This window comes from Ferruginibacter sp. (assembly GCF_014377975.1).
Classification (GTDB): Bacteria; Bacteroidota; Bacteroidia; order Chitinophagales; family Chitinophagaceae; genus Ferruginibacter.
Genome location: NZ_JACMOO010000108.1, coordinates 1 through 14,935 on the forward strand (window position 1 = coordinate 1; position 14,935 = coordinate 14,935).

The following is a 14,935-nucleotide window of genomic DNA, read 5'->3' on the forward strand; positions in this document are numbered from 1 at the left end:
AAAAAATGGCAGGAAGCCACCTTCCTGCATCCTTTACACGCTACACTTCAACAGCCAGTATCCAGTGTATACCAGCCTGCCGCATTATATTGCCGGCCTTAATCAGGTACAAGGCATCTGCCTCAGCAAATACGCTATGGACAAAAAGTGTATACTAATGGCCGTGAAATTAATGAAGCGCTACCCTGTAAACTGCTTGTGCGGCAGCTAGCTTTTTTGTAAAAATGATCAGGGGGTTAGGAACTACCAGCAGTACTTCAATAAAATAGTTGGAGAAGATAACAGCAAATGATCTCGAAATATGCAACCAGGATTATGTCACGAACCAACCTTGTAGAGGTAGCAAAAGCATTTCAGCCCAAGACTTTTACAGAATCGTACGTGAAATAAAGTTAGGCGCATTAGTGAGGGAAAGGCAGGAAGCCACAGGCTTTCTATATCGAAAATTATTAAAAAAAAGTTGTATTTTACCGGAGTTATTTTTACAACGACAGCACCCGCAAAGCTGCATTAATACGGTTAAAAGTTTCGTCATCACTCAATATTTCCGGAACAAATTTTTCGCCAATCACTTTTTCATACAGCTCAATGTAACGGTTGCTGATAACGCTGATCCATTCGTCTGTCATTTCCGGAACTACCTGGCCTTGCTTGCCCATAAAATTATTTTCAATCAGCCACTCTCTTACAAATTCTTTGCTCAGTTGTTTTTGGCGTTCGCCTTTGGCTTGTCTTTCTTCATATCCATCCGCATAAAAATAACGGCTGCTATCGGGGGTATGTATTTCATCCATTAAATAAATAGTATCATCAATTTTTCCAAACTCGTATTTGGTATCTACCAATATTAATTCTTGTTTGGCAGCCAGTTGTTTACCTCTTTCAAAAAGTTCCTGCGTATATTTTTCCAGTACCGCATAGTCGGCTTCTGTGGCAATGCCTTTTTTAATGATATCTTCTTTGCTGATATCTTCATCGTGGCCCACAGTTGCTTTGGTAGAGGGTGTAATGATGGGCTCCGGAAAAAAATCATTTTCCTTCATGCCATCTGGCATGGTGATGCCACACAATGTGGTATTGCCACCGTGATAAGTACGCCAGGCATGGCCTGTAAGGTTTCCGCGGATAACCATTTCTACTTTATACGGAATACATTTTTTTCCAATGGCCGTGTTAGGCGCAGGTGCACTCAGTAGCCAGTTAGGGCAAATATCTTCTGTTGCCTTTAACATGTAAGCAGCTATTTGGTTTAATACCTGTCCTTTGTAAGGAATTGCTTTTGGAAGTATTACATCAAATGCAGAAATCCGGTTGCTTGCTATCATCACCAGCCATTGATCCGCAATGGTGTAAACGTCCCTTACTTTTCCGCTATAAAAATTTGTTTGTCCGGTAAAATTAAATGTTGCCATAAGGCTAAATTACAGGCAACTGGCTTAATCACCCAATTTACCCCTAAATAAGATTTCAACATTGCGTGATAAATAAAATTTCTAACCACCATAGCAATACTTATTTTCCCGATATTTACTAACTAAACATTGCTGTATGAAAAAACTTGTAACCTATCTATCCACGTTGGTATTAACTTCTTTTATTACGATGGATGCCCTCGCCCAAATCAATACCATTACCGGACTTGTTGTTAACCACATAAATAATGAAAGTCTTTCTGCAGTTTCCGTTACTGTAAAAGGGTCAGAGGCCGGCACGTTTACAGATGACAGGGGTAATTTTAAAATTTCTGTAAATCAAAAATTGCCGGTTACGTTAATCATATCTTCTGTAGGATTTGCTTTGCAGGAAATTGAAGTTGCCAATGCTGCACAAACGGTTACTGTTAACCTGGAGCCAACGAATTCATTGGGTCAGGAAGTAGTAGTATCTGCGTCCAGGGTTCCTCAAAAAATACTGGAATCTCCGGTGTCTATCGAAAGATTAAGTGCAGCCAATATCCGCAATGCACCTGCGGCAAATTTTTACGATGTGATCAGCACTTTAAAAGGGGTGGATGTTACCACGTCTTCTCTTACATTTAAAACCCCTACTACCCGTGGTTTTGGCGGTAGTGGTAATACAAGGTTTAACCAACTGGTAGACGGAATGGACAACCAGGCACCCGGTCTTAACTTTTCTGTTGGTGCCATCATTGGTTTAAATGAACTGGATGTGGATAATATTGAATTATTGCCCGGCGCCTCTTCGGCTTTATATGGCTCGGGCGGTATGAATGGTACGTTACTGATGACCAGTAAAAATCCATTTAAATACCAGGGCTTGTCTTTTACGGTGAAAGAAGGAATTATGCATACGGATGGAAGTGAGCGGTCGCCATCTCCTTATCACAACTGGGCTTTAAGATGGGGTGTAAAAGTATCTGATAAATTTGCTTTTAAAATAACTACTGAATTAATACAGGCTAAAGACTGGATAGGAACCGATTACCGTGACTACGACCGGTCGAACGGAAAACTGAAGGCTGGCACAAGGGCTACAGATCCAAACTATGATGGTGTAAATGTTTTTGGTGATGAAACTACCGCAGATATCCGACAGGTATTAAATGGTGTGGCTGGGCAGGCTCCTTTTTTAGCTCCCTTTATCAGTACTTTAACCAGGCAACCAATTAATGTATCCCGTACCGGTTATACAGAGCAGCAAATTATAGATCCCAATACAGTCAACTTTAAATTGGGTGCTTCTTTTCATTATAAAATAACGCCTGGTACAGAAGCCATTCTTGCTGCGTACTGGGGTACCGGAAACACCATCTACACAGGTGCTTCCAGGTATTCTATCAAGGATTTTAAAATGGGTCAGTACAAGCTGGAACTCAATAATAAAAACTGGATGGTAAGGGCATATACCACCCAGGAAAATGCAGGCGAATCTTATAACCTCGCTGCTACCACTCAAAATTTTAATGAAACATGGAAACCCAGTGGCGGTTCAACAGGTTGGTATGCGCAATACGGACAGGCTTTTTTGGCGGCTAAATTAGGTGGCGCAACGGATGTAGATGCGCACACGGCTGCAAGGGCAACTGCGGATGTTGGAAGGCCTGTTGTGGGAACTCCTGAATTTAATGATATCTATAACAGGGTTCGAAAAATACCTGTACCAAAGGGCGGTGCTTTGTTAGACCGGACTAATTTGTATGCCGCAGAAGGCAGTTACGATTTATCGTCCGTAACCAAATCTGTTGCTGATATTGTTGTTGGTGGCAATTATAAAAGATATGTGTTGAATTCTCAGGGTACTTTATTTGCCGATACGGCAGGTACAATAGGCATTAACGAAATGGGCGCTTTTATACAGGCATCCAGGGCAATTACAAACAGTGTTAAAATAACGGCTTCTGCCAGGTACGATAAAAATCAAAATTTTAAAGGCCGTTTTACACCCAGGATTACTGCAGTATTTAAAGTAGCTGAAAACAGTAATATCAGGTTATCTTACCAAACCGCTTACCGTTTTCCTTCTACCCAAATGCAATGGATCAATCTTGACCTGGTATCTTATAAACTGATCGGTGGCAACGAAGCGTTTCGAAATATTTATCATTTTGATACCAATCCTGCTTACGACAGAGATTCTTTAAAGGCAGGTAAAACTGTTCTGCAAAATTTTACCACGCTTAAACCTGAAGCCATTTCTTCTTTTGAAGCAGGCTACAAAAGTTTAATAATGGATTCAAAACTATTGCTTGATATTTATGGATATTATGGACAGTACACTAATTTCCTTGCAAGAAAGGTAGTGGTTCAATCACGCACCGGATCGCCTGTATCGCCGGCGGATGCTGATACGGGGCAAATTTATTCTGTGCCTGTCAACTCCACTTCAAAAGTAAAAACCTATGGTTTTGGTATAGGGCTGGATTATAAATTAAGCCGCAATTATTCAGTTAGTGTAAACGCGGCTTCAGATAATTTAACGGATGTACCCACTAATTTTATTGCGTCCTTTAACTCTCCCAAATATAAAGTAAACGCCACTTTTGCCAACTCAGGTTTTGGTAAAAATAATCGGGTGGGTTTTGCCGTGGCTTATCGCTGGCAGGATGCATTTTATTTTCAGGGAGATTTAGCCAATGGTAATTTACCTGCTGTACAAACAGTGGATGCACAGGTAAGTTATAAACTTCCAAAAACAAAATCTATCATTAAATTGGGTGCCAACAATTTACTGAATCAATATTATTATAATGCAGTTGGTAACAGCCGTATTGGTGGCTTATACTATCTCAGTTTTGGTTATAATGTTTATTAATAATTAGCCCCGCAATTAATGCTTACTAAAAAATAAAACTTTTTGTATGAAATATATAAACAGAATATTAAAAATTAATTTGTTGCTAATTGTAGCAGCAACGCTGATTATAGCTTCCTGTAATAAAGGCCTGGAGCAGTTTACAGAAACGCCGGTGGTGCCACCTAATGGCAATGCCCTGGGCGAAACCATTGCTGCCACTTCAACAGACAGTTTGTATTACCGTTTAATTACTAAAGCGGGTTTGGTTGCCACCATCAATAATAAGGCTGCCACTTATACGATGTTTGTGCCGGATAATAATGCGATGAAGGTTTTCATCAATGCCATCTCCGGCGGAAAGATTCCTTTGCAGGCTCCCGATGCAGTTTTTTCCGGGTTCATTTCTGCCTACATCCCGGCTTCAACTGCAGTAGGAATAGTTAGCTATAATATAGCGTCACAGTCTTTACTTTCAGCAAATATTCCTGGTACATTTCCAAATTTACAATATCCCACTATTTTAAATCCGGCACCTTCTGTAAGTGCATTATTGAGGCTTACTACCTTTCCTTCCACACGCAATGGTGCCTGGTTAAATAATGTTCCTTTAACAGCGGTAGACATGGCTGCAGCCAACGGTGTGATACACCATACCGCCCTTGTTGTTACGCCACCCCAAAGATTTTTGTGGAACAGAATAAGCACTGATACTGGCTTAACGTATTTAAAAGCCGCCATCAACCGTGCAGACAGCGGAACAGCATCGCCCGGCACTTTATATGGTGCTTTATTAAATATCGGGGCCAATCTTACCGTGTTTGCTCCAACGGATGCGGCATTCCGGGCAACGCTTACCGGTGCTATTTACAAGGCGTTGGTAGCAGCAGGATATCCTGCCGGAGGAGATACTTTTAATACAGCAAGTGCATTGGCGTCTTCCCCAACGGTATTTAGTAATCCCGCATTGTTTGGTGTTTTAACTGCACAAACTGTTAAGGGAATTGTAGTGTACCATCTTTTTGGAAACAAGGCTTATACCAATAATTTCCCTACTACTACAACGTATTATCCAACACTTTTAAACGGAGCAATACCCACACATCCGGGCGTTGGTTTAACGGCTGTATTTGGTGTTCCTTTTGTAAGTGCTGCTACTGTTAAAGGAGTTGGAAATGCAACTGCGGCCAATATCATCATCAATGCTTCCCCATTGCTTCCTGACCCTGTGGGAACCAGTGATCAGAATTATTTAAACGGGATATTGCACAAAATTGACCAGGTGCTGCTACCTCAATAATAAATTGCAAAACAATAAAAAAGGGCTCATTTCATGAAGCCCTTTTTTAATTATTTTATTTGAAGTAAGTAAGGCTTTATACGTTAAACCTAAAATGCATCACATCTCCATCATGAACAATGTATTCTTTTCCTTCTATTCTTAACCGGCCATTTTCCCGGCAGGCTGCTTCCGATTTATAGGTAATAAAATCCAGGTAAGCTATCACTTCTGCTTTAATAAATCCTTTCTCAAAATCAGTGTGGATAACACTTGCAGCCTGTGGTGCTTTCCAGCCATGGTGTATCGTCCAGGCCCTTACTTCCTGTACGCCCGCGGTAAAATAAGTAGAAAGATTTAGTAATTTATAAGTAGAATGAATAAGCCTGTCCAATGCGGGTTCCTTCATTTTATATTCGTCCATAAACATTGCTTTATCGTCCGGATCTTCCAGCTCGGCAATTTGAGATTCTATTGCGTTTGTCATCACAATCACTTCAGAATTTTCTGCTTTAGCCGCAGCCACCAGCGCATCAGAAAATTTATTACCGGTATGCATGCTTGCTTCATCTACATTGGCAACATATAAAACAGGTTTATCACTCAGGAAAAAATTTTCCGCAATGGCTTCTTTTTCATCTTTTGATAAACCCATGGAGATGATACTTTTGCCCTGGTTCAGGTGATCTTTACACCGCAGCAAAACATCGTATTCCAGCTTTAGTTTGGCATCGCCTGTTTTCAACATTTTTTCTGTACGGGATATTTTTCTTTCAACACTGTCTAAGTCTTTCAACTGCAATTCAGTTTCAATAATTTCTTTATCGCTCAGCGGATTGATGGGTCCTTCATCCCTTAAAATATTTTCATCTTCAAAACAACGGATCACATGAATGATGGCATCCACTTCGCGGATATTGGCCAAAAATTTATTGCCCAAACCTTCACCCTTACTGGCACCCCGAACCAGTCCGGCGATGTCAACAATTTCAATTTGTGTAGGTACAGTACGGATGGGCTGTACCAGCTCTGCCAGTTTATCTATTCTCGGGTCAGGTACGTTTACCAGCCCTGTATTGGGTTCAATGGTACAAAAGCGGTAGTTGCTCGCCTGTGCTTTGGCACTATTGCTTACTGCATTAAATAAAGTTGATTTTCCTACATTGGGTAATCCCACGATGCCTGCCTTTAAAGCCATGTTATTGAAAGTTGAAAGTTGTTAGATGATAGTTGTGAGATGATAGATAATAATTGTTATTGTTGTTTGCGGTGATGAAGCGGAATGTTGAAAGTTTTTTTTGCGCTGCAAAGGTAAGGTTTGCATTCAAATATCGGGTTTCAGGATAAAACGCTATTTTGTGACTGCGTAAATTTTGAAATACTCAAATACTATGGGTTAAAAACCCATAGGTTGAAGAAGGACTGAAAGTCCATATGGAGGCTTCGCCATTCTTCTTATTTTGTTATCAAAGCGATTGTTAGAAGTTTGTAGAAGCTAAAGCCTTGGACTAAAGTCCATAGCTTGAACTAACGTGTTGTGACCAGTCAATAGTGAAAACGGAAAAGTGAAAATTAATACGAACGGCAACTACCAATAATTAATAATGAATTATTAATTATTTATCAACTAATTATTAAATACTAATTACCAATTATCCTCATGGCATTAAGTAGAATTTGGTCAGCATTTATTATTATCGCAATCACTGTTGCAGGTATCAAATGTTTTTTTTTAGGAGATTCGCAGATATTTATGTGGATGGTAAGCGGCAAAGCGGCGGATGCTGCCAATCCACTCAAATTAGACGGCATTATTGAAACCTGCTGGATAGCAGTGGATATTTGTTTAAAGCTGATTGGTATTCTCGCACTGTTTATCGGGTTCATGAACATTGCAGAAAAAGCAGGCGGGATAAGGCTTTTGTCAAAAATTGCCAGCCCCTTCTTTTCCAAACTTTTCCCCGATATTCCCAAAGGACATCCATCAATGGGCCACATGATCATGAATTTTTCGGCCAACCTGCTCGGATTAGACAATGCTGCTACACCATTTGGATTAAAAGCGATGGAGAGTTTACAGGAATTAAATCCAGACAAAGCATCCGCTTCCAATTCGCAGATCATGTTTCTATGTTTACATGCCGCAGGATTAAATTTAATTCCTGTTAGTGTTATTGCGATAAGATCGGCTCAAAAAGCATCTGATCCTACAGATGTTTTTTTGCCTTGTATGATTGTAACCTTTGTGGGTACCATGGTTGCCATGATCATCGTTTCTTTTAAGCAGAAAATTAATTTATTTCAGCCCGTAATTTTAGCCTGGGTGTTTGGTATTTCTGCCATCATTGCCTTCCTGGTATATTATGTAACCAGGCTTGATGCTGCCGGTATACAATTGTTTTCGGGTAAATTAAGCAACGGTTTGATCTTACTTGTTTTTTTATTGATAGTGCTGGGCGGGATGTACAAAAAGATAGATTTGTTTGCTGCTTTTGTAGAAGGTGCTAAAGATGGCTTTAATACGGCCATTCGTATTATACCTTACATATTGGGGATACTGGTGGCAGTAAGTATGCTCAGGACAAGCGGTACGTTTGATGCAGTTATCAGCGGCATGAAACATTTTTTTGCGATGTTTGGCACTGACACCCGTTTTGTAGATGGATTGCCCACTGCATTAATAAGGCCTTTAAGTGGCGGTGCGGCCAGGGGAATGATGGTGAGTACCATGATTACTTTTGGGCCCGATTCTTTTGCAAGCAGGTTATCCGGAATTTTCCAGGGAGCATCAGACACTACCTTTTATGTGGTGGCTGTATATTTTGGATCTGTAAATATAAAAAACACCCGGTACGCTATCGGCACCATGTTGCTGGCCGATCTTGCGGGTATTATTACTTCTGTTATTTTATGTTATTTATTTTTTGGAAACAGTTTATAAAAAAATCCGGTTGCTTTTTAACCTGTCCGCAATGCCACTTTAATTTTACCGGTGCTTTTACTTTTACCTCTACCCTTTTATTTTTGATGAACCCTGACACTTTATTTATGAACAGCAGGTTGTTTTGCCTGAGTGCTGCCAGCACCAGCCGGCAATAATATTTCTTTTACTTTACTATTTTCAGTTTCATCTTCTTCGCCACCCTGGCCATTGTAATCGCCAAATAAATTTGCCAGTTCCTTGGCATGATAAATATTGCGGTTGTACTTATTTCCTATAATAATGATGGTAACAGAATCGGGTAAAAGGCGCAGGAAAGCGGCATTGCTGCCATGCCACCAGCCATTGTGATAAATAGTTTTTTTACCGTTGGGAAAAATGTTCATCCGCCAGCCAAGCCCATAATTTTTAACTCCTTTCTTCTCATTGCTGTAAGGAGCATAGGCCTGCTCTAAAGTTTGCGGTGTAAATATTTTGCCACCCGTTAATGCCCTGTCCCATCTTAATAAATCCCTTGGTGTGGTATAAATATTTTTATCTCCATACACACCATCTAAAAAACCTAACGGAATAATCCTGCCCCGCCAATCGTAACTGGGATTCACCTTCGATGTGTCCAGGCTGTTAAAAATAAAAGTATGCTTCATCTGTAGTGGTATAAAAAAAGTTTGCTGTAAATAATTGGGAAAATTAGTACCGCTTATTTTTTCAACCAGCAGTGCCAGTAAAGCATAGTTAGTGTTACAATAAGTAAAATGAGTGTTAGGCGATGAGATATTGGTCAGTTCTGCTTTACGGTTAATTAAATAGTCCAGTACATCCTGGTTTTTTATCAGCGTTTTTTTATCCCAACCCAATGTTTCCATAAAATATAAATAATTGGGTAAGCCGCTTCTGTGGCTCAGTAAACTGCGGATAGTTACTCCCGGATAATTAAAGGAAGGAAAGTATTTGCTGTACAAATCATCAATATTCAGTTTACCATCCTGTTGCAATTTTAAAACAGACATTGCGGTAAAAGTTTTTGAAACAGACGCAATGTGAAAAGAAGTGAGTGAATCAATTGCATCATGACGGTTTAAATGCGCATTGCCATTGTAAGCTTCAAAAACTACATTGCCGTTTTTTGCTACCAAAATACCACCATTAAAGCCACTTGATTTTAAGGCATGGTCGTACCACTCCCTGCAACCATTGTATAACCGCAACGTCTCTGCATCCGTTAGTGGTATTGGTTTGTCTGGAAGCAGAGAAAGCACGCTGTCTTTAACAAGAGGCATATTTTTATGGGCGGCAGAATTACAGGAACCAATCAGCAAAGCGATGGATAAAACTGCAAAGCATCTGCTGCTGCAAATAACGGTTGTAACAATGTTTAAAACGTATCTTTTTGACGGCATCATAAAATATTAAGAAATAGATAGAATATCTTTGTGCAAAATAAGAAGTAAAATTCATGGCAGATAAAAAATTAACAAGTTATCCAAAAGAGAAAATTAATATTCTTTTTTTAGAGAATATAAGCGATGTAGCTGTAAAATATTTTAATGACAAGGGTTACCCCAATGTACGCAAGCTTAATGGCGCACTCAGCGAAGAGCAATTAATAAAAGAAATAAAGAATGTACACATGGTGGGCATTCGGAGCAAAACAAAATTAACGGCCAAAGTAATTGAAGCAGCAGAAAAATTACAGGCCATCGGATGTTTTTGTATTGGCATTAACCAGGTAGATCTTGCTTCGGCAACTGCGCACGGCATGCCCGTTTTTAATGCTCCCTACAGCAATACAAGAAGCGTGGCGGAATTGGTAATAGGTTCTTCTATTATGCTGATCAGAAAAATTATTGATAAAAACAAGGCGGCACATGAAGGCATCTGGAAAAAGGATGCGGCAGGCAGTTACGAGTTGCGTGGCAAAACCCTGGGTATTATTGGTTACGGAAATATCGGCAGCCAGTTAAGCGTACTTGCGGAAGGTTTAGGTATGAAAGTGATTTTTTACGATTCCGAAACAAAACTGCCACTGGGCAATGCGGACGCTAAAAAAACTTTAAAAGACCTTGTATCGGTGTCAGATATAGTGTCCCTGCACGTGCCCGAAACAGCCAGTACAAAAAACCTGATAAATAAAAACATCCTTAAATTTTTTAAAAAAGGTGGGATATTGATTAATTATGCCCGTGGCGAAGTGGTTGACCTGGATGCATTGGCAAAAGCGCTGTCAGAAGGGCAATTAGGTGGTGCTGCTATTGATGTTTTTCCATTAGAACCAGAAAAGAATGGCGATAAATTTACAAGTCCTTTACAAGGACTAAGCAATGTAATACTTACACCACATATTGGTGGAAGTACGCAGGAAGCACAACAAAATATTGGGGATGATGTTAGTGCCAAATTATTTAATTACCTGGAGAAAGGCATCAGTTTTGGATCTCACACAATCCCTGCGCTAAGTTTGCCACCGCAGGAAGGAACGCATCGTATATTACACATTCACAGAAATGTACCCGGTGTACTTTCTGAAATAAATACACAATTATCCAAACATAAAATAAACATCCTGGGGCAATATTTAAAAACCAATGACGCTATTGGATATGCGGTACTGGATGTAGACAAAAGCTTCAGTAATAATGCACTGGAATTGTTGAGAAACGTAAAAGATACTATTAAGGTAAGAATGTTGTACTAAGAATTTAATTGTTAATTAATAACTAATTATCAGCACAGCCTTTTTCTGTTTTACTTTTAACATAACTTCTACGTATGACGAATGAAATTATAAAAAATTTACTGGAAGCTTTGGAGGTATCCCCCGAAAATTTGCCCTTGCGTTTACAGGTAGCAGGTATGCTGATGGCAGAAAATAAATATGAAGAAGCTACAAAGCAGTACCAGGAAGTGTTACAACGGAGCTATGGTAATACCAAGGCCCAGGCTGGCCTGGCGGCTGGTTATTACTACCAGCAAAAATATACTGCGGCTATTATTGTGTACGAGCAAATGCAAAATGATATCGCTACAGCCGATCAGTTGCTATACATTAAATGTTTGATAAAAGAACATTCAATGGAACAGGCTCAAAGCAATTACCAGCAGGTGCTGGCATTAAACCCCGGTTTTGCAGATGAAGAAATCGACAGTCATTTACGCACGTCTTCTGCAAATGATATACCCGGTGATGATTTCGATTTTTTAGATGATGAGGAATATCTGATGGAGAAACCATTGCTAAAATTTAATGATGTGGGTGGTATGGAAAAAGTAAAGGAAGAAATTTCCATGAAGATCATTCAGCCACTAAAAAATCCTGAACTCTATAAAGCTTTTGGTAAAAAAAGTGGTGGCGGTATTTTATTGTATGGTCCGCCCGGTTGTGGTAAAACTTTTATTGCCAAAGCCACTGCCGGTGAAATTGATGCCAAATTTATTAATATCGGTTTACATGATATCCTGGATATGTGGATTGGCAACAGTGAGAAAAATCTACATGAAATTTTTGAACTGGCCAGACGCAATACACCTTGCGTATTATTTTTTGATGAGGTGGATGCAATGGGTGCAAGCAGAAGCGACTTAAAACAGTCAGCCATGCGGCATGTCATCAACCAGTTTTTAGCAGAACTGGATGGCGTTGCCAGCAACAATGAAGGAGTGCTGGTATTAGCGGCTACCAATGCTCCGTGGAGTGTGGATGCGGCTTTCAGAAGACCAGGCAGATTTGACCGTATTATATTTGTAGCCCCGCCGGATGAAGCTGCAAGGATAAATATATTACAGACTATGTTACTGACAAAACCTGTTGGTGAGGTGGATGTTAAAAAAATTGCTTCCGCTACAGCAGATTATTCGGGGGCCGATTTAAATGCAGTGATTGATATTGCGGTAGAGGAAAAGCTAAGAGAATCTATGAGTAAAGGAAGCATACAGGTATTAACTACCAAGGATTTACTGGCTGCAGTAAAGCAACATAAACCCACTACAACAGAATGGTTTTCGTCTGCAAGAAATTATGCTTTGTACTCCAATGAATCGGGTTTGTATGATGATATTTTGAAGTACCTGAAAATCAGGAAGTAAGTTAGCAGGTATGAATTATAAGTTATAAGTTATGAGTTATAAGATTCTCTGGCATGGACACCTGAAATAATTTACTAAAATTTATACACCATAATTACTGTCGCTATTTACCACAATAGTTATTTATAATTCTCATTCATTACAACTCATCAATCACAATCAACAATTCACCGGTCACAACTCATAACTTATAACTCATAACTCATAACTTAATAATGGATCCTTACATTGAAAGAGCCGGGTTACTTTTAACACAAGGTCGTGCAAATGATGCCATCAGCCAGTTAAAAAATGCTTTACAGCAAAACCCGGATAATGATGAGGCACTGGCAATGTATGCCCGTTGTTTTTTTGATAAAAAAGAATTTGATGAAGGCATCAAAACAACCCTTCGTGCTATTGCAATTAGCCCTGACAACCATTATTATTTTTATTTGCTGGCTTTTGGCTATTACCGAAAAAACGAAAATATACTGGCTGCCGCACACCTGCAAAAATCAATGCAACTGAACCCCTGGTTTTGCGAAACTTATGGTTTGCTTGCCCTTGTGTATGTTGAAGAAAAGCAGTTTGAAAAGGCACTTCAAAAAGCCAATGAGGGACTTAAAATTGACCCGGAAAATATTACCTGTTTAAATGCCCGCAGCGTTGCCCTCAATAAACTAAAACGTACAGATGAAGCCATTGCTACGATGCAATATGCTTTGGAGCAGGAGCCGGATAATGAATTTACCCATTCAACAGTTGGGTGGAATTATCTGGAAAAAGGAAAAAACAAAATTGCCGCCAGCCACTTTCGGGAGGCATTAAGGATTAACCCGAATAATAATAATCCACGCCGTGGTTTAAAGGAAGCGTTGAAATCTTCCATTCCGCCTTACAGATGGCTGCTGCAGTATAGTTTCTGGATAAACAATAAGGGTAAAAAAGCCAGGTGGGCCATTCCGCTGGGACTATATTTTACCGTTCGGATTTTTACCTCAGTTTTACAATCCAATGATGCCACACAAACTATTGGCTCTATCCTGTTAGGGCTTTACCTGTTATTTGTTTTAATCACCTGGCTGATCCATCCGCTGGCTAATTTTTTTCTTTTATTTCATAAAGATGGAAAACATGCAATTGATACTACTGAACGATGGACAGCAATACTGGTTGTGGGTTCATTGTTAATTGGACTTGCCGCATTTTGCATTGCCTATGTACTTATTCCCGGAAAAATATATCCACCCCTAATGCTTGCTGCCATTGCATTTTGGGCTATCGCTTTACCTTTGGGTAATATTCAATACCCGCTTTCTTTTACGGCTTATTCCGGCAAAAATAAAATAGCAATGATATTGGTTGCATTGGGATTACTGACAGTTATTTTTTCATTTATAAACCTCAATGTCGCCATTGTTATCGGCGCAATATTTATTGTTTTGTTCGTCATTAATAGTTGGGTGGGTATTTTCAGATAAGGGTGGAATATTAATATTTCTAAACAGTAAAAAAAGTGCACAGGTCTTTTTTGTCCCGCTTTTAAAACGGAGCGTTGCTCACCGTTTTCACCCATAAGGACAAACCTTTTAAGAATGTTCGTTCGATAATTGAAGATAAAAAAGGCAATATCTGGCTGGGTGCAGCTGATGGCTGTTGGCGTTATGACGGCAGTACATTTACCAATTTTACGCAAAATTTTATAGGTTATATCTACGAAGCCAGAAAAGGAAACATTTGGACTAGTTCACAAAGAGCTAATGAAGGGAGGTGTTTACTTTCCCGCTGTGATGAAAAGTCATTGACCGGTAAAAAGCCCAGAGTAACCGCAATAATGTCAAAATATGAAGGTAATAAACCAAGGATATTTGGGATTTTAGAAGCTAATGATGAAAGTATTTGGTTTGGCACTATGGTATATGGGTTGAACCGTTATGAAGCAAATACCATCACGGACTTTAAAAGTAAAGCGGATCAGAAATAATGCGTATAGCCGGGAATTTTAAGATGGAATTGTGCTTCAGGCGGTACATTTTTCGGCATCGGCAAGTGGTCGACATTTTTACCTGGTGGGCTTGTTATCTTAGATGTTAAAAGTAAAAAAATATCAAACAGATTAACAATAACTGAGCGCTGACAAAATAAAAACAGCGGCGTAGAGTAGCGTAAGCAAAGGAACTATCACTCCAAGACCCTCAAGGAACCGCACTTGAAAGGCTCGATTTATACGGCGCTTCAAGATGCCCCGGCCACTAAGGATAAAGAAACTGATTTTTCAGAGTAATCCCTCCCAAAATTAAAATCACGAAAATAATTTCATCTCTGCTTTACCCAATCCATCAGGTGTTGTATAAAACGGTCTTTTTTCTACAACATAATGTGCATCTTCGGCTATACCT

Annotated in this window: 10 protein-coding genes; 7 read left to right on the top strand and 3 right to left on the bottom strand. The window is 39.6% G+C overall.

Going from position 1 to position 14,935, the window contains the following annotated elements:
• Nucleotides 1-482: 482 nt before the first annotated feature.
• Complete coding sequence (locus tag H7254_RS06350) at nucleotides 483-1,412, bottom strand: phosphoribosylaminoimidazolesuccinocarboxamide synthase (protein ID WP_301932173.1); 930 nt, start codon at nucleotides 1,410-1,412, stop codon at nucleotides 483-485.
• A 136-nt stretch (nucleotides 1,413-1,548) separates the two neighbouring features.
• On the opposite strand from H7254_RS06350, the gene H7254_RS06355 reads away from it, so the two are divergent.
• Both H7254_RS06355 and H7254_RS06360 read left to right on the top strand, forming a co-directional pair.
• On the top strand, nucleotides 1,549-4,272 hold the full coding sequence (locus tag H7254_RS06355) for a TonB-dependent receptor (protein WP_301932174.1): 2,724 nt from the start codon (nucleotides 1,549-1,551) through the stop codon (nucleotides 4,270-4,272).
• A gap of 46 nt (nucleotides 4,273-4,318) precedes the next feature.
• A complete protein-coding gene (locus tag H7254_RS06360) occupies nucleotides 4,319-5,551 on the top strand; it encodes a fasciclin domain-containing protein (RefSeq protein ID WP_301932175.1) in 1,233 nt (410 codons plus the stop codon).
• Nucleotides 5,552-5,627: 76 nt separating this feature from the next.
• Here H7254_RS06360 and ychF read toward each other — a convergent pair whose 3' ends face one another.
• On the bottom strand, nucleotides 5,628-6,728 hold the full coding sequence (gene ychF / locus H7254_RS06365; RefSeq protein WP_301932176.1) for a redox-regulated ATPase YchF: 1,101 nt from the start codon (nucleotides 6,726-6,728) through the stop codon (nucleotides 5,628-5,630).
• Nucleotides 6,729-7,190: 462 nt separating this feature from the next.
• Here ychF and H7254_RS06370 point away from each other — a divergent pair, with 462 nt between their 5' ends.
• On the top strand, nucleotides 7,191-8,471 hold the full coding sequence (locus tag H7254_RS06370) for a nucleoside recognition domain-containing protein (RefSeq protein WP_301932177.1): 1,281 nt from the start codon (nucleotides 7,191-7,193) through the stop codon (nucleotides 8,469-8,471).
• A 101-nt stretch (nucleotides 8,472-8,572) separates the two neighbouring features.
• On the opposite strand, the gene H7254_RS06375 is transcribed toward H7254_RS06370, so the two are convergent.
• Nucleotides 8,573-9,871, bottom strand: coding sequence for a serine hydrolase (locus tag H7254_RS06375; protein ID WP_301932178.1), 1,299 nt, complete (start codon nucleotides 9,869-9,871; stop codon nucleotides 8,573-8,575).
• Between the two features lie 56 nt (nucleotides 9,872-9,927).
• Between H7254_RS06375 and serA the strand changes: the two genes are divergently transcribed.
• The 4 genes from serA (at nucleotide 9,928) to H7254_RS06395 (ending at nucleotide 14,520) form a co-directional block, all read left to right on the top strand.
• Nucleotides 9,928-11,166, top strand: coding sequence for a phosphoglycerate dehydrogenase (gene serA, locus H7254_RS06380; RefSeq protein WP_301932179.1), 1,239 nt, complete (start codon nucleotides 9,928-9,930; stop codon nucleotides 11,164-11,166).
• A gap of 74 nt (nucleotides 11,167-11,240) precedes the next feature.
• Nucleotides 11,241-12,554, top strand: coding sequence for an AAA family ATPase (locus H7254_RS06385; RefSeq protein ID WP_301932180.1), 1,314 nt, complete (start codon nucleotides 11,241-11,243; stop codon nucleotides 12,552-12,554).
• Nucleotides 12,555-12,769: 215 nt separating this feature from the next.
• Nucleotides 12,770-14,017 carry a lipopolysaccharide assembly protein LapB gene (locus tag H7254_RS06390; protein ID WP_301924156.1) on the top strand — a complete coding sequence of 416 codons (1,248 nt, stop codon included), beginning with the start codon at nucleotides 12,770-12,772 and terminating at the stop codon, nucleotides 14,015-14,017.
• Between the two features lie 74 nt (nucleotides 14,018-14,091).
• A complete protein-coding gene (locus H7254_RS06395) occupies nucleotides 14,092-14,520 on the top strand; it encodes a two-component regulator propeller domain-containing protein (protein ID WP_301932181.1) in 429 nt (142 codons plus the stop codon).
• Nucleotides 14,521-14,935 lie beyond the last annotated feature (415 nt).